Source organism: Kineococcus terrestris, assembly GCF_041020755.1.
GTDB classification, from domain to species: Bacteria; Actinomycetota; Actinomycetes; order Actinomycetales; family Kineococcaceae; genus Kineococcus; species Kineococcus terrestris.
The window spans coordinates 128393-151088 of record NZ_JBEUEI010000001.1 but is presented as its reverse complement, the minus strand read 5'-3'; the positions used below and the strand labels follow the sequence as shown (position 1 = coordinate 151088).

Below are 22696 nucleotides of genomic sequence, written 5' to 3'. Positions count from 1 at the left end.
CTCGGGTGAGCTCCCAGCGCCCGCCCACCGGGCCCGCCAGGCCCGCCAGGCCCATCAGGCCCGTCGAGCCCGTCGCCCCGACCGCTGCCGACCCGGTCGCCCGCGCCGGCAGCGAGGTCCTCGGCGGGCCCGCCGGCCGGCGCCTGGGCCCCGGGGCGCCGTGGTGGGCGCGCCCGCTGCCCGTCGCCCTGCTCGTGGCGGCCGTCGCCGTGGCGCTGGGCGCGGTGAGCAAGCACCACTGCCGCACCGCCGGGTGGAACACCCCCGACCAGTTCTGGCACGCCTGCTACGCCGACGGTCCCGTCGTCTACACCTCCTCCGGGCTGGCCCAGGGCCTCGGCCCGTACGGCGACGGCGTCTCGCTGGGGCAGCCGCCGCTGACGGCGGCGCTGGCGTGGCTGCTCGGCCTGCTCGCCCCCGACGAGGTCAGCGTCGCCGCCCAGCGCGCCTACTTCGACGCGATGGCGGTGGCGCTGGCGCTGGCGGCGCTGGCCGTCGTCGCGGCCGTCGCCGTCGCCGCCGGGCGCCGCCGCGGCTGGGACGCGCTCCTCGTGGCGGCCAGCCCGGTGCTCGTGCTGACCTCCCTGGTGTCCCTGGACCTGCTCGGGGTGGCGCTGGCCGCGGCGGGCCTGGCGGCGTGGGCGCGCCGCCGGCCGGTCCTGGCCGGTGTCCTCGTCGGCCTGGCCGCCGCCGCCCGCACGTGGCCGGCGCTGCTGCTGCTGGCGCTGCTGGTCGTGGGCCTGCGCTGCGGCCGCGCCCGCGCGGTCGCCGGGACGGCGGGGGTGGCGGCGCTGACCTGGCTGGCGGTGTCGCTGCCGGTGGCCCTGGTCGACCGCGCCGCCTGGAGCGCCCACCTGACGACGTGGGCGGGCGAGCGCGCCGGGTACGGGTCGGTGTGGCTGCTGCCGCAGCTGTGGGCGGCCTCCGCGGGGTCCGCGGACGCGCAGGGGCTGCCCGGGGCGGCGGTGACGGCGCTCGCGGTCACCGGCTGGGTGGTCTGGACGCTGCTGGTGGCCCTGTTCGTGCTGTGGCTGCCGCGCCGGCCGCGGCTGCCGCAGGTGGCGCTCGCCCTCGTGGCCGGCTGGTGCGTGCTGGCCCCCTCCTTCCCGGTGCAGGCCTCGCTGTGGCTGCTGCCGCTGGCGGCGCTGGCGGTGCCGCGCTGGCGCGACCACCTGCTGTGGTGGGCCACCGAGGCCGCGTACTTCGCCGCGGTGTGGCTGTTCATCGCCGGGCAGTCGGTGCCCGACCGGGCGCTGCCGCCGGAGCTGTACGCGCTGCTCCTGCTGCTGCGGGTGGCCGGGGTGGCGTGGCTGGTGGCCGCCGCGGCCCGCGACGCCCGCGCGCCCCGCCGCGACCCGGTGCGCGCCGGCGGCGCCGACGACCCGGCCGGCGGCGTCTTCGACCGCGCCCCGGACGCCCTGGTGGTCCGCGTCACCTGAGCGCGGGGGTCCGCGCCCGCCGGGTCCACACCCGCCCGGACCCGGCCGGCGGCGGCCGGGCTGTGGACGGCCGCCGGGCGGCGGGCACGCGCGCGGCAGGGTGGGTGCCGGGAGACCGGTAGACTCGTGCGGTCCCCCGCTCTCGCGTCCCCGCGGCGCGCGCGGCGGGGACGACGCCGATCGACCCTCCTGCCGCGGAGAGACCGCGGCCGCTGAGACCGGAGGAGGTGGGGTAATGAGCGCGCGTCAGTACGAGCTCATGGTGATCCTCGACGCGGAGCTGGAAGAGCGCACGGTGGGTCCGTCGCTCGACCGCTTCCTGAACGTCGTGCGCCAGGGCGGTGGCACCGTCGGCAAGGTCGACATCTGGGGCCGTCGCCGTCTGGCCTACGACATCAAGAAGAAGTCCGAGGGCATCTACGCCGTCATCGACCTGAACACCGAGCCGGCCGTGGCTCAGGAGCTGGACCGCCAGCTCAACCTCAACGAGGCGGTGCTGCGGACCAAGCTGCTCCGCTCCGAGGCCGCCTGATGGCCGGCGAGCCGACGATCACGCTGGTCGGGAACCTGACCAACGACCCGGAGCTGCGCTTCACCCCCTCCGGTGCCGCCGTCGCGAACTTCCGCGTCGCCAGCACCCCCCGGACGTTCGACCGTCAGGCGAACGACTGGAAGGAGGGCGAGGCGCTCTTCATGAACTGCACCGTGTGGCGCGAGGCGGCCGAGAACGTCGCCGAGTCCCTCACCCGCGGCATGCGCGTGGTCGTCACCGGCCGCCTGCAGTCGCGCACCTTCGACACGAAGGAGGGCGAGCGCCGCACCGTCATCGAGATGCAGGTCGACGAGGTCGGCCCCTCGCTGCGCTACGCCACCGCCAAGGTCAACAAGACCCAGCGCGGTGGTGGCGGCGGCGGGTTCGGCGGCGGTGGCCAGGGCGGCGGCTTCGGCGGCGGCCAGGGCGGCTCCGGCGGCCAGGGCGGTGGCGGTGGCTGGGGCGCGAGCTCCGGCGGCGGCCAGCAGCAGCAGGACGACCCGTGGGCGACCGGCCCCTCCGGCGGGAGCCAGGGCGGCGGCGGTGGCTGGGGCGGCTCGTCCAACGACGACCCGCCGTTCTGACGGTCGTCCCGACCCCGGGCCGCGGCGGCGGTGCCGCACCGGCCGGGGGTCACTGAAGAACCACACCACCATCCCGGGACGACTCCCGGGCTCCACGAGAGGGGAGCACCACGATGGCCAAGGTGCCCGTGCGCAAGCCCAAGAAGAAGCAGAACCCGCTCAAGGCCGCGAAGATCGAGAGCGTCGACTACAAGGACACCGCGCTGCTGCGCAAGTTCATCTCCGACCGCGGCAAGATCCGCGCGCGCCGGGTGACGGGCGTGTCCGTGCAGGAGCAGCGGGAGATCGCCAAGGCGATCAAGAACGCCCGCGAGATGGCGCTGCTGCCCTACAGCAGCTCCGCCCGCTGAGGAGGGGACACGAGATGAAGCTCATCCTCACCCACGAGGTGTCCGGTCTCGGGACGCCCGGTGACGTCGTGGAGGTCAAGGACGGCTACGGCCGCAACTTCCTCCTGCCGCGCAACCTGGCGACGCCGTGGACCAAGGGCGGCGAGAAGCAGGTCGAGGCGATCCGCAAGGCCCGCCGCACCCGCGAGATCGCGACCCTGGACGAGGCCAAGGCCGTGAAGCAGTCGCTGGAGTCCCGCACCGTCGCCCTCGCGGCGCGCGCGGGCCAGGGCGGCCGCCTCTTCGGCGCGATCACCCCCGCGGAGATCGCGCAGGCCGTCACCGCCGCCGGCGGCCCGGCCGTCGACCGGCGCAAGGTCGAGGTCCCGCAGCCGATCAAGGCCGTGGGCACCCACACCGCGCTGGTGCGCCTGCACCCCGAGGTCTCCGCCACGGTGACCGTCGAGGTCGTCGAGGCCAGCGCCTGACGAGGGAGCACCACCACGAGGGGCCGGTCGCGCGCTGCGCGGCCGGCCCCTCGCGCGTCCGGCGGCGTCGCGTCCGCTCAGGCGCCGGTCTCCAGGACGAAGCGCAGGCACACCACGGGGGTGTCCGCGCGGACGGCCACCCCGGCGTGGGCGGCCCAGAAGCGCTCGTGCGAGCGCGCCCAGTCCTCGTGGCCCTCGTACCCCTCGCCCTCGTCGCGGGCGAAGGCGTCGTCCACCGCGGCGAAGGGCACCACCCGGACCTCCGTGACACGGACCGTCGCCACCCGGGCGCCGGAGTCGTCGAGCACCGCCAGCCGCTCCCCGACGTGCTCGACCTCCTCGCCCTCGGCGGCGTAGTCGTGCTCGAGCAGGCCCGCGGTGGCGGTCTTCGCGCCCGCGAGCACCAGGCCCACGAGCTCGGTGCGCACCGCGCCGGGGGAGCCGAACTCGATGCTGCGCAGTCCGTCGACGCGAGGCCAGGTCACCGCGGCACCCTCCCACGCCGGTGCGCGCCCACCGGGAGTTCCCGGGCCCTTCCCCCGCACCCGCCCGAGTGGGACAGTGACCGGCGTCACACCGGGGCGGTGCCGCCCCGGCACCTCGCGTCGGACCCGCCACGAGCCGGTCGAGCACCCTCCCGCGCACGGGCCCGACGCACCGTCCGGCCCGCGGGGGCCGACGCCGCGCCCCCCGCCCGCCGCGCACCGCCGCGCACCGGACCGCCGGACGCACCGCCGCACCGACCGCAGGAGGAGAGGGGAGTCCGATGACCGCTGTCACCGAGGACGCGGAGCTCAAGGCGAGGCACCGCGCGATGTGGACGTCCGGCGACTACGCCCGGATGGTGGAGACGTTCCTGCTGCCGCTGGGGCCCCGGCTCGTGGACGCCTGCGGGTCGATCACCGGCGCGCGGGTCCTCGACGTCGCCGCCGGCACCGGCAACGCGTCGCTGCCGGCCGCCGAGCGCGGCGCCCGCGTCACCGCGAGCGACCTGACGCCCGCCCTGCTGGAGGCGGGGCGGCGCCGGGCGGAGGCCGCCGGCCTGGAGCTGGAGTGGGTGGAGGCCGACGCGGAGCACCTGCCGTTCGGCGACGCGTCCTTCGACGTCGTCCTGTCCTCCATCGGGGTCATGTTCGCCCCGCACCACCGCGAGGCCGCCGACGAGCTCGTGCGGGTGTGCCGGCCCGGCGGCACCCTCGGGCTGCTCAGCTGGACACCGGGCGGCCTGGTCGGCGCGCTGTTCCGCACGATGGCGCCCTTCGCGCCGCCCCCTCCGCCCGGCGCGCAGCCGGCACCGCTGTGGGGCGACGAGGAGCACCTGCGCGAGCTGCTCGGCGAGCGGGTCCACCTCACCGCGCTGGAGCGCGGCGTCCTGGAGGTGACGGCCTTCCCCGAGGAGCACGGCTTCGTCCGCCACTTCGTGCAGTGCTACGGGCCCACCATCGCCGTCCGCGCCCACGCGGAGCGCACCGGCCGCGCGCGCGAGTTCGACGAGGCCCTGGACCGCTTCGAGCGCGAGCAGGACCGCGGTGGGCCCGGGCGCTCCCGCTACGAGATGGAGTACCTGCTGGCCGTCGGCACCCGCGCCTGACGCGCCCGGCGCGGCGCGGGGGGACGGGCGGCTCTGGCACCCTGCCGGTGTGCGTGTCGCGCTCGCCCAGGTCTCCAGCAGCGCCGACCCCGCGGCGAACCTCGACCTCGTCGCCGCGGAGGTCGCCGCCGCCCGCGACGCCGGCGCCCGCCTCCTCGTGCTGCCCGAGGCGACCATGTGCCGCTTCGGCGTCCCCCTCGGCCCCGTCGCCGAACCCGCCGAGGGGCCGTGGGCCACCCGGCTGGGCGAGCTGGCCGACGCCGCCGGCCTGACCGTCGTCGCCGGCGGGTTCACCCCCGGCACCAGCGGCCGGGTCCGCAACACCCTGTTCGCCGCGGGCCCGGGCGTGCGCGCCACCTACGACAAGGTCCACGTCTACGACGCCTTCGGCCACCGCGAGTCCGACGCCGTCGAGCCCGGCGAGGGGCCCGTCCTCGTGCCCGTGGACGGCGAGCCGGTCGGCCTGGCCACCTGCTACGACGTGCGCTTCCCCGGCCTGTTCACCGCGTACGCCGAGCGCGGCGCCCGTCTCGTCGTCCTGGCCGCCTCCTGGGGCGCCGGGCCCGGCAAGGTCGAGCAGTGGGACCTGCTGGTGCGCGCGCGGGCGCTGGACGCCACGAGCGTCGTCGTGGCCTGCGGGCAGGCCGCCCCGGCCGTCCCGACGGAGGGGTCCGCGCCGACGGGGGTGGGCTTCTCGACGGTGGCCGGGCCGACGGGCGAGGTGCTGGGGCGGCTCGGGGCCGGGCCGGGCCGGCTGGTCGTCGACGTGGACCTGGACGCGGTGGACGCGGTGCGCGCCGCGCTGCCGGTGCTGGCGAACCGCCGCCTGTGAGGGGTCAGGCCCCCACGACCACCCACCGGTCCGTGCGCACGCGGTGCACGAGGGTGGCCAGGCGCGCCAGCGTGTAGACGCCCGCGAAGGAGATCCACAGCCACACCAGGCCGGCCCGCCCGGCGGGGGCCAGCGCCAGCACGGCCAGCGCGCACGGCAGGTAGCACAGCAGCGTCGCGCCGCCCGCGAGCGCCAGGTACCGGCCGTCACCGGCGCCGATGAGGACGCCGTCGAGGACGAACACCCAGCCCGCGACGGGCAGCGAGGCGCCCACGACGACGAGGGCGGCGGTCAGGTAGCGGTGCACCTGCTCGTCGGGGGCGAAGAGCCCGGCCACCAGCGGGGCGGCGAGCGCGAGGGCGGCGCCGAGGACCACGCCGACGGCGACGCCCCACTGCGCGGTGCGCCGCACGACGGCCCGCACCCCGTCCACGTCGGCGGCGCCGAGGGCACGGCCCACGAGCGCCTGCGCGGCGATGGCGAGGGCGTCCAGGGCCAGCGCGGTCGTCGTCCACACCGTCATCGCGACCTGGTGGGCGGCGATCCCCGCGTCGCCCTGGCGGGCCGCCACGAACGTCGTCACCAGCAGCGCCACCCGCAGCGTCAGGGTGCGCACCAGCAGCGGGACGCCGGCGCGGGCGCTGCGCAGCACCCCCAGCGGGTGCAGGCGCACGGGCGCTCCGGTGCGGCGCACCCCGCGGGCGACGACGACCACGAGGACCACCGCCATCAGCAGCTGGGTGGCCGCGGTCCCGGCGGCCGAGCCGGCGATGCCCCAGCCGAGGCCGAGCACGAGCAGCAGGCTGAGCGCGACGTTGAGCGCGGCGCCGCCGGCGGCCACGGCCAGCGGGGTGCGGGTGTCCTGCAGGCCCCGCAGGACGCCCGTGGCGGCCAGCACGACGAGCATCCCCGGCAGCCCCACCAGGCTGACCCGCAGGTACGTCACGGCGTACGGGGCGGCCTCGGGGGAGGCGCCCAGGGCGGTGACGAGCGGGCCGGCCAGCGGGGCGACGACCAGGGCGGTCGCCACGCCCAGCAGCAGCGCCAGCCAGATCCCGTCCACGCCCTGCGCGAGGGCCCCGCGCAGGTCCCCGGCGCCCAGCCGGCGCGCCACGGCCGCCGTCGTGCCGTAGGCCAGGAAGACGAAGAGGCTGACGGCCGTGGCCAGCAGCGCCCCGGCCACGCCCAGGCCCGCCAGCGGCAGGGTGCCCAGGCTCGCCACGATCGCCGAGTCGGCCAGCAGGAACAGCGGTTCGGCCACCAGCGCGCCGAGGGCGGGGACCGCCAGACGCAGGATCTCGGCATCCCGGCGCCCGACCTTGAGCCCCCCGCGCGAACCGTCACCGGACCGCAACCCGCACGCCACCCTCCCGATGTCCCGAGGTTCTCGTCCTCCACACCTGGTGGACAGGTGGGGACGCGCATCGTCGCAGGTCAGCGTCGTGCACCGGTGGTCGGGGGGCACCGGTCCCGGAGTTGTCCCCAGGGTTGTCCACCCCCTGTGCACCAGTGGTCCCCAGCCGTCCACAGGTTGTCGACAACCCTGTGCACAGGGCGGTTTGACCGGGCCGGGTGCCGTCGGTCAGTGTCGGAGGTTCCCGGTAGGACTGCTCGTGCGCGGGCCCGCGGTGGGCCCGGCGGTGGGGTGAGCCGGGGAGAGGGGCTGCGCGCACGTGACGACCTACGAGGACCGCCCGGCCCAGCAGCGCGAGGGTGCGGACGGGTCGGGCCGCGGGGGCCAGCGCGGCCGCGGCGGCCAGGGCGATCGCGGGCCGTCGGTGGGCAGCGAGCCGTACGAGCGGATGCCCCCGCAGGACATCGCCGCCGAGCAGGGCGTGCTCGGCGGGATGATGCTGTCCAAGGACGCCATCGCCGACGTCGTCGAGGTGCTCAAGGGCATCGACTTCTACCGCCCCGCGCACGAGATGATCTACGAGGCCGTCCTCGACCTGTACTCGCGCGGCGAGCCGGCGGACCCCGTCACCGTCTCGGCCGAGCTGACCAACCGCGGTGAGCTCGCCCGCGTGGGCGGCACCCCCTACCTGCACGACCTCATCTCCACCGTCCCCACGGCCGCCAACGCCGGCTTCTACGCCCGCATCGTGCGCGAGCGCGCCGTGCTGCGCCGCCTCGTGGAGGCAGGCACCCGCATCGTGCAGATGGGCTACGGCGCCGACGGCGGCGACGTGGACGCCATCGTCAACTCCGCGCAGGCCGAGGTGTACGCGGTCACGGAGAAGCGCACGAAGGAGGACTACGCCGTCCTCGGCGACGTCATCGAGGGCGCCATCGACGAGATCGAGGCCAGCAGCCACCGCGGCGAGGGCATGGTCGGCGTCCCCACCGGCTTCGCCGACCTGGACCAGCTGACCAACGGCCTGCACCCCGGGCAGATGATCGTCATCGCGGCCAGGCCGGCCGTGGGCAAGGCCCTGGCCCTGGACACGCCCCTGCCCACCCCGACGGGCTGGACGACGATGGGCGAGGTCCGCCCCGGCGACGAGCTCCTCGGCGCGGACGGGCGGCCCGTGCGGGTGGTCGCCGCCACGGACGTGATGACGGACCGCTCCTGCTACGAGGTCGTCTTCTCCGACGGCACCGTGCTGGTCGCCGACGGCGAGCACCAGTGGCTGACCTCCTCGGGCGGGCGCCGCGCGGTCGTGACGACGTCCTCCCTGGCCGCCGACCTCGCGCGCGCCGTCCCGCACCACGTCGACGCGGTCGCACCGCTCGACCTGCCCCCCGCCGACCTGGACGTCGACCCGTACCTGCTGGGGGCGCTCGCGGCCGGCTGGTCCGGCTCGCTCGACGACGTCCGCGGTGAGCTGGCCGCTGCGCTGGACGCGGCGGGTGCGGTGGGTCTGAGCGCCGACTCCGCCGGTGTGCCGCCGCAGGTGCTGCGCGGGTCGTCGCAGCAGCGCCGCGCGCTGGTCGCCGGTGCGGCCGACGTGGCCGGCCGGGTCGGGTCCGACGGCGTGGTGTCGCTCGACCTCGTGTCGGCGGCAGCCCCGCTCGTCGTGGAGGTGCTGCGCACGCTGGGCTTGGTCCCGGCGGTGGGCGACGGCGCCGGTTCCCGCGTCCGCGTGTCCTTCGCCGCGGACGGTGACTGGGTGTTCCGGTGCGGCAGCGAGCGGCTGGAGCTCAAGCGGGCCCTCCACGACCGGGATCGCGTCCCGTCCACCGCCCGGCGCGTCACGGCCGTCCGGCCGGTGCCCTCGGTGCCCGTGCGCTGCGTCGAGGTCGACGCCGACGACCACCTGTACCTCGCCGGCCGCTCGATGATTCCCACTCACAACTCCACTCTCGGACTGGACATCGCCCGGGCCGCGTCGATCAAGCACGGCCTCGCCTCGGTGATCTTCTCCCTGGAGATGGGCCGCAACGAGATCTCGATGCGCCTGCTGTCCGCGGAGGCGCGCATCCCCCTGCAGAACATGCGCAAGGGGACGATGCGCGAGGACGACTGGACGAAGCTTGCCCGCACCATGGGCTCGATCTCCGAAGCGCCGCTGTACATCGACGACTCGCCGAACATGTCGCTGATGGAGATCCGCTCCAAGTGCCGCCGGCTGAAGCAGCGCGCCGACCTCAAGCTGGTGATCGTCGACTACCTGCAGCTCATGACGTCCGGCAAGCGGGTGGAGAGCCGCCAGCAGGAGGTCTCCGAGTTCTCCCGCGCGCTGAAGCTGCTCGCCAAGGAGCTCGAGGTCCCCGTCATCGCGCTGTCGCAGCTGAACCGCGGTCCGGAGCAGCGCACCGACAAGAAGCCGCAGATGAGCGACCTGCGCGAGTCCGGCTGCCTGACCGCGGACACCCGCGTCCTGCGGGCCGACACCGGCGCTGGCACCACCCTGGGGGAGCTGTACGCCACGGGCGCGCGCGACGTCCCGGTGTGGGCGCTGGACGACTCGCTGCGCTACGTGCGCCGCCACCTCACCCACGTGTTCCCCACCGGCACCAAGCCCGTGCACCGGCTGCGCACGGCGTCCGGCAAGACGGTCCGCGCCACCGCCAACCACCCCTTCCTCACCTACGAGGGGTGGACGCCGCTGGGCGACCTGACGCCCGGCCAGCGGATCGCCGTGCCGCGGCACGTCCCCGCGCCGGAGATCGTGGCGGCGTGGGAGGACGACCGCGTCGTGGCGACCGCGCACGCCCTCGCCGGCGGACGGCTCCTGGACGTCGACCCGGCGCTCGCCGGCGGGCGGGTCCCCGTCGAGGTGTTCCACCTGCCGAAGCGGCAGATCGCCCTGTTCCTGCACCACCTGCGCGATGTCGCGGGGGACGTCGAGAGCGGTGCCACGACCGGCGGCCGCGTCACGTTCCGCTCCACCGGCCGCGTCCTGCTCGACGACGTGGCGCGCCTGCTGCTGCGCTTCGGCATCTCGGCCGAGCTGCGGACCGCGGGGGAGGGCTGGTCCCTGGACGTCACCGGCCCCGACGACCTGCGCCGCTTCCTGCAGGAGGTGGGGGCTCGCGGACCGGAGGCGCTCGCCCTCCTCGACCGGGTCCGCGGTGCGGCACCGGCCGCACCGGACGACGGGGTGTGGCAGCACGTCGGCCGCGAACTGTCGGGCGGCGCGGTCGCCGAGGAGGGCCCCGCGCTGTCGCGCATCGCCACGGTCCTCGAGGCCGCCGACCTGCACGTGGACGCCGTGAACGACGTCTTCTGGGACGAGGTCGTCGCGATCGAGCCCGACGGCGAGGAGCCGGTCTACGACGCCACCGTGCTGGGCGGCCACAACTTCGTCGCGGACGGCATCGCGGTCCACAACTCGATCGAGCAGGACGCCGACATGGTGATCCTCCTGCACCGCGAGGACATGTACGAGAAGGAGTCCCCGCGCGCGGGGGAGGCCGACTTCATCGTCGCCAAGCACCGCAACGGGCCCACCGACACGATCACCGTCGCCTTCCAGGGCCACTACTCGCGCTTCGTGGACATGGCCACCTGACGTCCCACCGGCCGGCGCCCACCGCCGGCCGGTGGAACAAGCGGGGCGGCGGCCCGGTTGCAGCCGACGAACAGTCCCGCTGGTGAAAGGTGCCCGTCGTGTCGCTCTCCCTGTCGATCCTGGACCTCGCCCACATCGGTCCGGGCAAGACGGCCGGTGAGAGCATCGCCGCCAGCGTCGAGCTGGCCCGCACCGCCGAGCGCACCGGGTACCAGCGCGTCTGGTACGCCGAGCACCACAACATGCCGCACATCGCGTCCTCGGCGCCCGCGGTGCTCATCGCCCACGTCGGCGCGCACACCTCCACCATCCGGCTCGGCGCCGGTGGCGTGATGCTGCCCAACCACTCCCCGCTGGCGATCGCGGAGCAGTTCGGCACCCTCGACGCGATGTACCCCGGGCGCATCGACCTCGGTCTGGGTCGCGCCCCCGGCTCCGACCAGGCGACGACGTACGCGCTGCGCCGCGACCCGTCGGCCTCCGAGACGTTCCCGCAGGACGTGGCGGAACTGCGCGACTACCTCGCGGGGCGCTCCAGCGTCCCCGGCGTGGACGTCGTCCCCGGTGCCGGGTCCCGCGTCCCGCTGTACGTGCTGGGCTCCTCCACGTTCGGCGCGCACCTGGCCGCCGCGCTGGGCCTGCCGTACGCGTTCGCCTCGCACTTCGCCCCGCAGGCCCTGCACGCCGCGGTCAGCGCCTACCGGCGCGAGTTCCAGCCGTCCGAGCAGCTGGACCGCCCCCACGTCATCGCCGGCGTGAACGTCGTCGCCGCCGACTCGGCCGACGACGCCCGCGCCGCCTTCGAGCAGGTGCAGCGCCGGTTCGCCGTCTCCCTGTTCGGCCGCGGCCGCACGTTCACCGAGGCGGAGGTCGACATCCTCATGCAGACCGCCGCCGGTCAGCACGTCGGCCAGATGTTGTCCTACGCCGCCGTCGGCACCCCCGCGGACGTGCGCCGCTACCTCGACTCCTTCCTCGACGCCTCCGGCGCCGACGAGCTCATCACCGCCCACCAGGCCCTCGACGACGAGGCGCGGCTGCGCTCCGTCGAGCTGCTCGCCGAGGTCGCGCAGGACGTCGCCGTCTGAGGCGCACCCACCCCGGTGGTGAGCGCACCGGCCACCGGGGCAGGGTGGGGGGATGAGCGAGCGAGCGGTCCCCGGCCCCGACTGGGTGCGGCACGCCGTCTTCTGGCACGTGTACCCGCTGGGTTTCACCGGCGCCGAGGCGCGCGCCGGGGACCTGACCGAACAGGTGCGGCACCGCCTGCCGCACCTGGCCGGCTGGCTCGACCACGTCCTCGCCCTCGGCGCGTCCGGTCTGCTGCTGGGTCCGGTGTTCGCCTCGGAGACCCACGGCTACGACACCGTCGACCACCTGCGCGTCGACCCGCGCCTGGGGAACGACGACGACCTCGACGCGCTGCTGCGCGCGGCGTCCGAGCGCGGTCTGCGCGTCGTGCTCGACGGCGTGTTCCACCACGTCGGCCGCTCCCACCCGGCGTTCCGCGCGGTGCTGGAGCAGGGGCCGTCCGCACCGACCGCCTCCTGGTTCCGGCTGCGCTGGCCCGGCGGTCCGGACGCGTGGACGCCGGGCACCGAACCCGACTACGACGACTTCGAGGGCCACCACCAGCTCGTCGCGCTCAACCACGCCGAGCCCGCCGTCGCCGACCACGTCGCCGACGTGATGACGCACTGGCTGGACCGCGGCGCGGCCGGGTGGAGGCTGGACGCCGCCTACGCCGTGCCCGCGGGTTTCTGGGCGCAGGTCGCCGACCGGGTGCGCGAGCGCCACCCCGACGCCTACCTCGTCGGGGAGGTCATCCACGGCGACTACGAGGCCGCCGTCGTCGACGGGCACCTGGACTCCGTGACGCAGTACGAGCTGTGGAAGGCGGTCTGGAGCAGCCTCAACGACGGGAACCTGCACGAGCTGGCGCACGCGCTGGGCCGCCACGACGGGTTCTCGCGGACGTTCGCGCCGCTGACGTTCCTCGGCAACCACGACGTCACCCGCATCGCCAGCCGTCTGCACGACCCCGCGCACCTCGCGCACGCCCTCGCCGTGCTCACCACGGTCGCGGGGACGCCGTGCGTGTACGCCGGGGACGAGCACGCCTTCCGCGGGGTCAAGGAGGACCGCGCCGGCGGCGACGACGCCGTCCGCCCGCCGTTCCCCGCCACGCCGGAGGAACTGTCGCCGCTGGGCCTGCCGACGTTCCACCTGCACCAGGAGCTCATCGGCCTGCGCCGCCGGCACGCGTGGTTGCACGGCGCGCGCACGAGCGTGCTGCACGTCGCGAACGACGCGCTCGCCTACGCCAGCGAGGGCGGGCCGGGGGAGCGGCTCGTCATCGCGCTGTCCACCGCGGGCGGGACGAGCGCCGTGCCCGCGCCGGGTGCGCGTGAGGTCCTCGCGGGTACCGGGCGCGTCCTCGACGCGGGGACGGACGGCGCGCGGGTGGAGCTGCCGCCGGGCGGGTGGGTGGTCGCCGCGGGGTGAGCCGTGGCCTCGGGGCGTGTACCGCCTGTCGACCGCGGCGGTGAGCACGACCCGGCGTCGGTCCGGGCCGCCGAACCCGGGCATGGACGCCCGGGGCACTGCTGTCGCGGACCGTCGAGGTGCCGGTGGGCCTCGCCGCTGCCCGGGAGGACGAGGACCAGGTCCCGGGGCGGACCTCTCGCGCACGAGGCTCTCGGGGTCGTCCCCTGGTGGTATACCCCCCAGGGGTTAACCTGGAGGCGTGCGACGGACCGCGGGCCCGGTGACCGGCTGGTCCCTGCTGCCGCGGCTGCTGCTGGTCGTGGCCCTGGGGGCCGGTCTGTCGGCGATGCACGTCCTGGCCGCTGCGGTGGGACCCCAGCGCACCTCGGGGCACGCCTCCAGCCGCACCGCCGGGGACGCCCCGGGGCACGTGGGGAGCGCTCCCCCGCACGGCCTGGCACCGGTGAGCGGGGCGGTGGCCTCGACGGGCGGCTCGACCGAGCCGCACGAGGCTGCGCGGGCGGGGGCCCGGCTCGGTGAGCACGACCACCACCCGACGGGTGAGTGCGTGCTGTTCCTGTCCGCCGGCGTCGCGCTGGTGCTCGTCCTGCTCGCCCGGTCCACCGCGCAGGCTCTGCGCGCGTCGTACCGGCTCGCCGGGGCGTGGCCCCGCCAACGCACCGCCACCACGCCGTGGCGCGGACCTCCGCCGTGGCGCTGGCCACGCGTGGCCCTGTGCGTGATCCGGGTCTAGGCCGAACGTCGGCGCGTCGTGGACGACGTCCACGCGCCGCCTCGTCGTTCACCCACACCCGTGACCTGTTCAAGGAGACGCACCCGTGATGCGCAACACCACCACCCGCACCACCCGCTCGACCCGACCTGCCGCCCGCCTCGGCGCTCTGGGCGCCGCTGCGACGCTGTCCCTGCTCCTGACCGCCTGCGGCGGTGACGACGCCGGCTCGATGGACCACTCCTCGATGGGCTCGGAGTCGTCCTCGTCGAGTCCTTCGGCCAGCGCGTCGAACGGCGCCGCGGTGGACGCCGAGCACGACGACCAGGACGTCGAGTTCGCCCAGATGATGATCGTGCATCACCGGGGCGCGATCGAGATGGCGCAGATGGCCGCCACCCGGGCCTCCAGCCAGGAGGTCCAGGACCTGGCCGCGACCATCGAGGCCGCGCAGCAGCCCGAGATCGAGCAGATGACCTCCTGGCTCGACGCCTGGGGCGAGCCGGTCGAGGCCCACTCCGGCATGCCGGGGATGGACCACTCCGGCATGCCGGGGATGATGACCGAGGAGCAGACGGGGCAGCTGCAGGACGCCACCGGGGACGAGTTCGACCGCCTGTTCCTGCAGATGATGATCGAGCACCACACCGGTGCGGTGCAGATGGCCGAGACCGAGCTGCAGGAGGGTTCCAACCCGCAGGCGCGGGAGCTGGCCGGCTCGATCGTGGAGAGCCAGAGCGCCGAGATCGAGCAGATGGAGGAGTTGCTCGCCGGCGCGAGCTGAGGCCGGGCCGACCGGTGGGGGGCGCGACCTGCCCGCCGGTCACCTCCTGGGCGTCCCTCGGGCCGTCACCGACCGGTCTCCCGGCGGTCGGCGGTCCGAGGGGCTCGGTGAAGGAGCCCGTGTCCGGGGAGTCCTGCCGGGGGTTCGGCTCGGCCGTGCGACGCGGCTGCCCGGACTCGTGCCGGTTCCCGCTCCCGGCCCCTTGTGCAATTACCCCCGGGGGGTATCTTTGCCGTCATGACCACCCGCGACGACGACCCACGGCTCGAGACCCGTCCGTCTGCGGTGGACCCCGTGTGCGGCATGACGGTGGACACCACGACGACCACCACGGCCGAGCACGCCGGCCGTACTCACCACTTCTGCTCCCCCGGCTGCCGGAGCGCCTTCGTCCAGGACCCCGGCCGGTACGTCGGTGCCGACCCCACCACCGCGGGCGGCCACGACCACCACGGTCACGACCACGGCGGTGGGCGTGGCGGCGCGGTCGTCCAGGCCGGCCCGGGCGAGGAGGTCGAGCACACCTGCCCGATGCACCCGCAGGTGCGCCAGAACGGCCCCGGCAGCTGCCCGATCTGCGGGATGGCGCTGGAGCCGGTCGTCGTGACCGCGCAGAGCGGCCCCAGCCACGAGCTGGTGGACATGCGCCGCCGGTTCCGGGTCGGGCTGGTGCTTGCGCTGCCGGTCCTGGTGCTGGAGATGGGCCGGCACTTCGTCACGGCCCTGCACGACCTGGTCCCGACCGGCGTGGCGACCTGGGGCCAGTTCGTGCTGGCCACCCCGGTGGTGCTGTGGGCCGGGTGGCCCTTCTTCGTCCGCGGCGCCGCCTCGGTGCGCAGCCGCAACCTGAACATGTTCACCCTGATCGCCATGGGCACCGGGGTGGCCTGGGTGTTCAGCACCGTCGCCACCTTCGCCCCGGGCATCTTCCCGGCCGCCTTCCGGGACGAGACGGGCGCGGTCGACGTCTACTTCGAGGCCGCCGCCGTGATCACCGTCCTGGTCCTGCTCGGGCAGGTGCTGGAGCTGCGGGCCCGGGAGCAGACCTCCGGCGCCGTCCGGGCCCTGCTGGACCTCACTCCCCAGACCGCCCGCCGCCTGGAGGCCGACGGCCGGGAGGTCGAGGTGCCCCTGGAGCAGGTCGCCCTCGGCGACCGGCTGCGGGTGCGTCCGGGGGAGAAGGTGCCGGTGGACGGCACCGTGCTCGAAGGCCGCTCCTCGGTCGACGAGTCGCTGGTGACGGGCGAGTCGATGCCGGTCACCAAGACCGACGGCGACCGGGTGCTGGGCGGCACCATCAGCTCCGCGGGGTCGCTGATCATGCGCGCCGACGCCGTCGGGCGCGACACGGTGCTGTCCCGGATCGTGGCCATGGTCGCCGAGGCGCAACGCTCGCGGGCCCCGATCCAGCGGCTGGCCGACAAGGTCTCGGCCGTCTTCGTCCCGGTGGTGATCGTCGTGGCGGTCGTCGCGTTCACCGTGTGGGCCCTCGCCGGCCCCGACCCGCGCCTGGCGCACGCGCTGATCGTGGCCGTCGCGGTCCTGATCATCGCCTGCCCGTGCGCGCTGGGCCTGGCCACGCCGATGTCGATCATGGTCGGGGTCGGCCGCGGTGCCCGCTCCGGTGTCCTGATCAAGAACGCCGAGGCGCTGGAACGGCTGGAGGAGGTCGACACCCTGGTCGTGGACAAGACCGGCACCCTCACCGAGGGCCGCCCCTCGGTCGACCGCGTCCTCCTGGTCCCCACCGCCCGGACCGACGGCGCCCCGACCGGTGCCGACCGCACCACCGGTGCGGGGGCCGGTGAGAGCGCCGAGGTCGAGGTGCTCCGCCTGGCCGCCGCCGTCGAACGCGGCTCGGAGCACCCGCTGGGGGAGGCCGTCGTCCGCGCCGCCGAGCAGCGGGGACTGGCGCTGCCGGCGGTCAGCGACTTCCAGGCCCCGGCTGGACGCGGGGTCAGCGGCGTGGTCGAGGGCCGCCGCGTGGCCATCGGCAGCGCCGGACTGCTGTCGTCCCTGGGCCTGGACGTCGGCCCGGCGCAGGCCCTCGCCGACGAGGTCCGTTCGACCGGGGCCATCGCCGTGCTGGTCGCGGTGGACGAGCGGGTGGCGGCGGTCGTCGCCATCGCCGACCGGGTCAAGGACAGCACCGCTCCCGCGCTGCAGCAGCTGCGCGGGGCCGGGCTGGACATCGTCATGCTCACCGGCGACAACCGCGTCACCGCTAGGGCGGTGGCGGCCGGACTGGGCATCGAGCGCGTCGAGGCCGAGGTCCTGCCCGACCGCAAGAGCGACGTCGTGCAGCGGCTGCGCTCCGAGGGCCGGGTGGTGGCCATGGCCGGGGACGGCGTCAACGACGCCCCCGCCCTGGCCGCGGCCGACGTCGGCATCGCGATGGGCACGGGCACCGACGTGGCGGTGGAGAGCGCCGGGGTGACCCTGCTGCGGGGGGACCTGACCGCGATCGTGCGGGCCCGGCGGATCTCGCAGCTGACGATGCGCAACATCCGCCAGAACCTGCTGTTCGCCTTCCTGTACAACGCCGCCGGCATCCCCGTCGCCGCCGGGGTGCTGTACCCGGTGTTCGGGCTGCTGCTCTCGCCGATCATCGCCGCGGCCGCGATGGCGCTGTCCTCGGTCAGCGTCATCACCAACGCGCTGCGGCTGCGCGCCCAGCGGCTGTAGCGACGGGGTGCGGGCTGCTCCGCGACCGGGCCGGCCGGACGGGACGCACCCGCGGATCGGCGATGATGAGGGACCCCGGCTGCCGCAGGAGGAGACAGCGATGACGGCCACGACGCCGCCCGGTTACGCCGACACCAAGACCTCGCAGCTCAAGCGGCTGCGCCGCGTCGAGGGCCAGGTCCGCGGGTTGCAGCGCATGATCGACGAGGACGCCTACTGCATCGACGTGCTCACCCAGGTGTCCGCGGCCACCAGGGCGCTGGAAGCGGTCGCGCTGAGCCTGCTGGAGGAGCACCTGGCCCACTGCGTCCGCGACGCCATCGCCCACGGTGGCGACGAGGCCGACGCGAAGATCAAGGAGGCGTCGGCCGCGATTGCCCGCCTGCTGCGCTCCTGAGCGCCCGCTGGAGGCGGGCTGTCGGCTCGCCCGGCGCTCGGCACCCAGCACTACCGGCGTCAGGGCGTGTGCAGCCTGTCGACCGCGACGGTGAGCACCACCCGCCGCTGGTCGGTGCCGCCGAACCCGGGGTAGGGGCGCCCGATGTACTTCTGCGAGAGCCCGTCGAGCTGCTCGCGCGCCCCCTCGGTGCTGGTCGCGACGACGCGGCCGCGCAGCGCCCACGAGCGCGAGGGGTTCGCCGGGTCGGCGATGCCGAGGGCGACCCGGCTGTCGCGGGCGACGTTGCGGGCCTTCTGGTGGGTCTCGACGGTGTTGACGATGACGTGCTCGCCGTCGGTGCCCGCCCACGTCTGGCTGATCTGCGGGGAGCCGTCGGGCATGAGGGTGGTCACGAAGCAGATCGCCCGGTCGTTCAGGACGTCGACGAGCGGCTGGGGCAGGGGCACGGCGGGGTTCCTCACTGGTGGTGGTGGCTGTAGAGGTGCTCGACGACGTCGCCGCCGGGAGCCGGTCCGGGCAGGTCGGCGTGCTGGAGGCCGGCGAGGGCGATCGCCAGGGCGCGCCGCCACAGGTCGGGGGCGGTGGTGGCGGAGGCGTCGAGGACACCGCCGACCATGACGTGGACGGCGACGAGGTCGGCCGGGACGACACCGGCGGGCAGCTGTCCGTCGCGCACGGCGCGCGCGATGAGGTCGGTGACCAGCGGGGTCATCCGCTCGTGCGCGCGGTGGGCGATGGCCCGCGGCCCCCGCTGCCCGCGCAGGATCTGCCCGAGCGCCCGGTTCGCGGCCTCGCGCTCGAGCTGCCGCTCGAGGAAACCCGTCAGCCCGCGCCAGGCGTCCTCGTCGCGGGCGGCGTCCTCGGCCATCGCGCACACGGCCTCGACGTGCTCGCTGAACAGGGCGTCGACGAGGTCGTCGCGGTCGGGGAAGCGCCGGTAGACGGTGCCGGTGCCCGTGCCGGCGGCGTGGGCGATGTCCTCGTAGGAGACGTCCAGGCCGTGGTGCGCCATGAGGTCGGCGGCGGTCGCCAGCAGCAACCGGCGGTTGCGCTCGGCGTCGCGGCGCAGGGGGCGGGCGGGGGGTGGCACGCGGCGAGCGTAACCAAGCGGAGGTCGGGTTCTCAAGTTGAACTCCGGTTCCACTTGTGGTCGGCTCCTGCCACCACCCCGACCAGCACGGAGGACCCCGTGACCCTCGCCCCTCCCGCGCCCGACCTCGTCCTCCCCTTCGAGGTCCACGTCCCGCAGGCCGACCTCGACGACCTCGCCGACCGCCTGGCCCGCACCCGCTGGCCCGAGGCGGAGACGGCCCCCGGGCAGGGGCCGGCCCTGCACCGCCTGCGCGACCTCGTCGCGCACTGGTCCGAGCGCTACGACTGGCGCCGCTGCGAGGCCGACCTGAACGCCCTCGGTTCCTCGCGCACCGTGATCGACGGGCTGGGGATCCACTTCCTGCACGTGCGCTCGGCCGAACCCACCGCCCGGCCCTTGCTGCTGTGCCACGGCTGGCCCGGTTCCGTCCTGGAGTTCCGGAAGCTGATCGGCCCGCTGACCGACCCCGTCGCCCACGGCGGCCGCGCCGAGGACGCCTTCCACGTCGTCGTCCCCTCGATGCCCGGTTTCGGGTTCTCCGACAAGCCGGCCGGACCCGGCTGGGGCGTCGCCCGGACCGCCGACGCGTGGATCGAGCTGATGCGCCGCCTCGGTTACGACGACTGGTTCGCCCAGGGCGGCGACTGGGGCGCCGCCGTCGTCGACGCGATCGGCCGCCGGCCCGGTTCCGGGTGCGCGGGGCTGCACGTCAACCTGCCGATGGTGTTCCCGACAGCGGAGGAGGTGCGCGACGCCGACCCGGTGGAGCGGCGGATGGTCGAGCGCGCGCAGCGGTACGCGGCGGACCAGGACGCCTACGCCCGCGAGCAGGCCACCCGCCCGCAGACGATCGGCTACTCCCTCGTGGACTCCCCGGTCGGGCTCGCCGCGTGGATCCTCACCATCTTCGACGACGTCGTCGACCACGACGGCGACCCGCTGGACGTCGTCGGCCGCGACGAGTTCCTGGACGACGTGATGATGCACTGGCTGCCCGGCACGGGCGCGTCCTCCGCGCGCCTGTACTGGGAGGCGCAGCGCGAGGGTGCCGGCGCCCGGGAGCCGGGCCCCACCCCGATCGGCGTCAGCGTCTTCCCCGGCGAGGCCGTCCAGGCGTCCCGGCGCTGGGTCGAGCGGCGCTACCGGACCGTCCTGCACCACGCCCTGCTCGAGCGCGGTGGCCACTTCGCCGCGATGGAGCAGCCCGACGTCCTCGTCGAGGAGGTCCGCACCACGTTCCGCCCGCTGCGCACCGCCTGAGCGCGGAGCGCGCGACGGACCGCGCCCCGGCCCGCGGGGCGCGGTCCGGGTTCAGGCGCCCGGTGCCACGACCCGCACGACGCTCGCGTCGTCGTCGGCGCCCATCCCGTGCGCCGCGCCCAGCCGGTACAGCTGCTCGGCGGCCGCGGCCACCGGCGTGGGCAGCCCGGCGCCCTTGGCGGCCGCCGTCACGATGCCCATGTCCTTGACGAAGATGTCCAGCCGGCTGAGCACCTCGGGGTCGCCGCCCTCCAGCGCCTCGACGACGCGCGGGCCGCGGTTGGCGAGCATGAACGAGCCCGCCGCGCCCGTGGCCAGGGTGTCCAGCGTCGTGCGCGGGTCCAGCCCCAGCGCCCGCGCCAGGGCGAGCGCCTCGGCGGCCGCCGCGATGTGCACCCCGCACAGCAGCTGGTTGACGGTCTTGAACGCCTGCCCGTCGCCGGGCCGGTCGCCGATGACGCTGAGGGTGGAGGCCAGCTGCTCCAGCACCGGCGCCACGCGCTCGCGGGCGGCGGGGGCGCCGCCGACGACGATGAGCAGATCGCCCTCCCCGGCGCGCACCGGGCCGCCGCTGAGCGGGGCGTCGACCAGGTCGATCCCCGTCTCGGCCAGCCGCTCGGCGACGGTGGTGACCTCCTCGATCCCGACGGTGCTGGTCATGAGGACGACCGCGCCGGGGCGCAGCACCGCGGCCACGCCGTCCTCGCCGAACAGCGCCGCGCGCAGCTGCGCCCCGTCGCGGACGGCGAGCAGGACGGCGTCCACGCCCTCGGCGGCCGCCCGCGCGGAGGAGAACGGCGTCACGCCCGCGGCCCCGGCCAGGTCCAGGCGCTCGCGGGCGATGTCGAAGCCGTGGACGGGCAGGCGCTCGGCGAGGCGGCGGGCCATCGGCAGGCCCATCGCGCCCAGGCCGAGGACGGCGACGACGGGGGAGGGGGTCTCGCTCACGGTGGTCTCCAGGGTCAGCGGGCGGTCAGGGCCGGGTCGGCGAGGGTGTCCACGACGGCGGCCAGCGAGGCGTCGTCGCCGACGTTGCCCGCGAAGACGACGTAGGGGATCCCGGCGGCGGGGCCGTCGACGGGCTCCCACAGCGAGACGATGCCCGGCAGCATCGGCCCGCGGACCACGGCGTGCCGGATGCCCAGGCCGTGGGCGGCGACGTCGCTGGAGGTGATGCCGCCCTTGGCGACGACGAACCGCGGCGGGCGGGCGGCCAGGACGCGCTGGACGACCTCGACGACGGCGGCGGAGACCCGGCGGGCGATCTCCAGGCTGGCGGCCGGGTCGTCGGTGCGCTGCAGGACCCGGCTGGTGGAGACGACGACGTCGCCGTCGGCGAGCAGGCGCACCGCCTCGTCCACGACCTCGCCCAGGTGGGCGGCGGCGCGGTCGGCGGCCAGGACCTGCGGGACGTCCACGACGACGGAGCGCGCCTGCGGGCGCTCGGCCTGCAGCCGCTCCAGCTGGCGGGTGGTGAGGGCGACGTGCGAGCCGACGACGACGAGACCGCCGCCGGGGGCGCCGCCGCCGGGCCCGAAGACCTCCTCCGCGCTCAGCGGCGCGCGCACGTCCAGCCCGGCGCGGGCGCGCACGAACGGCGGCCCGACGCGGTGCAGCAGCTCCTTGCCGCGCGCCTCGGCCTCCAGCAGCCCCAGCGACAGGGCGCGCAGGTCGTCCTCGGTGACGGCGTCGGCGACCACGGGGGTGGCGTCGGTGACGGCGGCCAGGGCGTCGGCGACGGCGCGGGCGCCGGAGCGGATCGTCGTCAGGTCCAGGACGACGACGTCGTCGCGCCGGTGGCGGCCGCCGGACTTCTCCTGCACCCAGTCGCGCAGGTCGGAGCTGGTGAACCCGAAGGTGGCGTCGCGGGCGAACTCGGTCTCGCCGACGGGCACCAGGCCGTCGGGGGTGCGGGTGTAGTGCGTCCCGCCGATCGTGACGCGCCCGGCGTCGGGGAAGGCGGGGACGAGGACGACGGCGTCCACGCGGCGGCCGGCGCGCTCGGCCAGGACGGCGGCGATGACGTCGGTCTCCAGCGGGAAGTGCCCGCGCAGGGTGGAGTCGCTGCGGCTGACGAAGTCGGCGCGCACGCCGGCGCGCTCGGCGGCGGCCAGGGCGTGGGTGACGACCTCGCGGTTGCGCTCGGCGGCCGCGGCCGGGTCGAGGCTGCGCGCGTTGGTGAGCACGTAGACCGCGGGCGCGGAGCGGGCGAAGGCCCAGTCGAAGTCGCTCTCGTCCCACGCGGTGAGCACGGGCAGGTCGTGCACGGACTGGGTGCCGGTGGGGTCGTCGTCGAGGACGACGAGCACGGTGGGGCGGCGGGCCACGACCTCGGCGACCGCGGCGGCGGGCACGGCGACGGGGGCGGGGTGGTGCGCGAGCAGGACGGCTTCGTCCACGGGTCCCTCCTCGTGATCAGATGTCAGACATCTTACATCACGGACGCCGAGGGGCCTCGGGCGTCGGCGCCCACCCGCACCCTGCTCCTCCGGCTCCCCTCCCGC

The 22696-nt window shown here is 75.7% G+C and carries 21 protein-coding genes; 15 read left to right on the top strand and 6 right to left on the bottom strand.

Annotated elements, in window-relative coordinates:
* The first annotated feature begins 5 nt into the window (after positions 1–5).
* From AB8M62_RS00715 to rplI, 5 genes are all read left to right on the top strand, one after another.
* Positions 6–1439, top strand: coding sequence for a glycosyltransferase 87 family protein (locus tag AB8M62_RS00715; protein ID WP_369068313.1), 1434 nt, complete (start codon positions 6–8; stop codon positions 1437–1439).
* 235 nt (positions 1440–1674) lie between these two features.
* Positions 1675–1971 (top strand): 30S ribosomal protein S6, encoded by a 297-nt coding sequence (gene rpsF / locus AB8M62_RS00710; protein WP_369053138.1) that lies wholly within the window; start codon positions 1675–1677, stop codon positions 1969–1971.
* Positions 1971–2555 (top strand): single-stranded DNA-binding protein, encoded by a 585-nt coding sequence (locus AB8M62_RS00705; protein WP_369068312.1) that lies wholly within the window; start codon positions 1971–1973, stop codon positions 2553–2555. Before rpsF ends, AB8M62_RS00705 begins: the two co-directional genes overlap by 1 nt.
* A 113-nt stretch (positions 2556–2668) precedes the next feature.
* Positions 2669–2905: a 30S ribosomal protein S18 gene (gene rpsR, locus AB8M62_RS00700; protein WP_369053140.1), complete on the top strand. Its 237-nt coding sequence runs from the start codon at positions 2669–2671 to the stop codon at positions 2903–2905.
* A 14-nt stretch (positions 2906–2919) separates the two neighbouring features.
* Positions 2920–3372: a 50S ribosomal protein L9 gene (rplI, locus tag AB8M62_RS00695; RefSeq protein ID WP_369053141.1), complete on the top strand. Its 453-nt coding sequence runs from the start codon at positions 2920–2922 to the stop codon at positions 3370–3372.
* 77 nt (positions 3373–3449) lie between these two features.
* Here rplI and AB8M62_RS00690 read toward each other — a convergent pair whose 3' ends face one another.
* A complete protein-coding gene (locus AB8M62_RS00690) occupies positions 3450–3857 on the bottom strand; it encodes an ASCH domain-containing protein (RefSeq protein ID WP_369068311.1) in 408 nt (135 codons plus the stop codon).
* 281 nt (positions 3858–4138) lie between these two features.
* Between AB8M62_RS00690 and AB8M62_RS00685 the strand changes: the two genes are divergently transcribed.
* Both AB8M62_RS00685 and AB8M62_RS00680 read left to right on the top strand, forming a co-directional pair.
* Positions 4139–4963 carry a class I SAM-dependent methyltransferase gene (locus AB8M62_RS00685; RefSeq protein WP_369053144.1) on the top strand — a complete coding sequence of 275 codons (825 nt, stop codon included), beginning with the start codon at positions 4139–4141 and terminating at the stop codon, positions 4961–4963.
* Between the two features lie 49 nt (positions 4964–5012).
* Positions 5013–5795, top strand: coding sequence for a carbon-nitrogen hydrolase family protein (locus tag AB8M62_RS00680; RefSeq protein WP_369068310.1), 783 nt, complete (start codon positions 5013–5015; stop codon positions 5793–5795).
* Between the two features lie 4 nt (positions 5796–5799).
* Here the strand turns inward: AB8M62_RS00680 and AB8M62_RS00675 are convergent, their stop codons facing one another.
* Positions 5800–7149 carry an MATE family efflux transporter gene (locus tag AB8M62_RS00675; RefSeq protein WP_369068309.1) on the bottom strand — a complete coding sequence of 450 codons (1350 nt, stop codon included), beginning with the start codon at positions 7147–7149 and terminating at the stop codon, positions 5800–5802.
* 448 nt (positions 7150–7597) lie between these two features.
* Between AB8M62_RS00675 and dnaB the strand changes: the two genes are divergently transcribed.
* The 7 genes from dnaB (at position 7598) to AB8M62_RS00640 (ending at position 17836) form a co-directional block, all read left to right on the top strand.
* On the top strand, positions 7598–10750 hold the full coding sequence (dnaB, locus tag AB8M62_RS00670) for a replicative DNA helicase (RefSeq protein ID WP_369068404.1): 3153 nt from the start codon (positions 7598–7600) through the stop codon (positions 10748–10750).
* A gap of 98 nt (positions 10751–10848) precedes the next feature.
* Entirely contained in the window at positions 10849–11838 is a 990-nt protein-coding gene (locus AB8M62_RS00665) for an LLM class flavin-dependent oxidoreductase (protein ID WP_369068308.1), read from the top strand.
* A gap of 52 nt (positions 11839–11890) precedes the next feature.
* Entirely contained in the window at positions 11891–13255 is a 1365-nt protein-coding gene (locus tag AB8M62_RS00660) for an alpha-amylase family glycosyl hydrolase (RefSeq protein WP_369068307.1), read from the top strand.
* 241 nt (positions 13256–13496) lie between these two features.
* The gene (locus AB8M62_RS00655) at positions 13497–13991 is read left to right on the top strand and encodes a hypothetical protein (protein WP_369068306.1); all 495 of its coding nucleotides are present in this window, start codon (positions 13497–13499) and stop codon (positions 13989–13991) included.
* An 88-nt stretch (positions 13992–14079) separates the two neighbouring features.
* On the top strand, positions 14080–14754 hold the full coding sequence (locus AB8M62_RS00650) for a DUF305 domain-containing protein (RefSeq protein ID WP_369053154.1): 675 nt from the start codon (positions 14080–14082) through the stop codon (positions 14752–14754).
* A gap of 303 nt (positions 14755–15057) precedes the next feature.
* Positions 15058–17439, top strand: coding sequence for a heavy metal translocating P-type ATPase (locus AB8M62_RS00645; RefSeq protein ID WP_373694817.1), 2382 nt, complete (start codon positions 15058–15060; stop codon positions 17437–17439).
* Positions 17440–17539: 100 nt separating this feature from the next.
* Positions 17540–17836, top strand: a complete 297-nt coding sequence (locus AB8M62_RS00640) for a metal-sensitive transcriptional regulator (RefSeq protein ID WP_369068304.1) — start codon at positions 17540–17542, stop codon at positions 17834–17836.
* Positions 17837–17895: 59 nt separating this feature from the next.
* Here the strand turns inward: AB8M62_RS00640 and AB8M62_RS00635 are convergent, their stop codons facing one another.
* Together AB8M62_RS00635 and AB8M62_RS00630 are read right to left on the bottom strand one after the other, a co-directional pair.
* Entirely contained in the window at positions 17896–18285 is a 390-nt protein-coding gene (locus AB8M62_RS00635) for a TIGR03618 family F420-dependent PPOX class oxidoreductase (protein WP_369068303.1), read from the bottom strand.
* Between the two features lie 11 nt (positions 18286–18296).
* A complete protein-coding gene (locus AB8M62_RS00630; protein WP_369053159.1) occupies positions 18297–18929 on the bottom strand; it encodes a TetR/AcrR family transcriptional regulator in 633 nt (210 codons plus the stop codon).
* Between the two features lie 99 nt (positions 18930–19028).
* Between AB8M62_RS00630 and AB8M62_RS00625 the strand changes: the two genes are divergently transcribed.
* A complete protein-coding gene (locus tag AB8M62_RS00625) occupies positions 19029–20192 on the top strand; it encodes an epoxide hydrolase family protein (RefSeq protein ID WP_369068302.1) in 1164 nt (387 codons plus the stop codon).
* Positions 20193–20243: 51 nt separating this feature from the next.
* Here the strand turns inward: AB8M62_RS00625 and AB8M62_RS00620 are convergent, their stop codons facing one another.
* Positions 20244–21140 carry an NAD(P)-dependent oxidoreductase gene (locus AB8M62_RS00620; RefSeq protein ID WP_369068301.1) on the bottom strand — a complete coding sequence of 299 codons (897 nt, stop codon included), beginning with the start codon at positions 21138–21140 and terminating at the stop codon, positions 20244–20246.
* A 14-nt stretch (positions 21141–21154) separates the two neighbouring features.
* Positions 21155–22591 carry a four-carbon acid sugar kinase family protein gene (locus AB8M62_RS00615; protein ID WP_369068300.1) on the bottom strand — a complete coding sequence of 479 codons (1437 nt, stop codon included), beginning with the start codon at positions 22589–22591 and terminating at the stop codon, positions 21155–21157.
* Between the last annotated feature and the right edge of the window lie 105 nt (positions 22592–22696).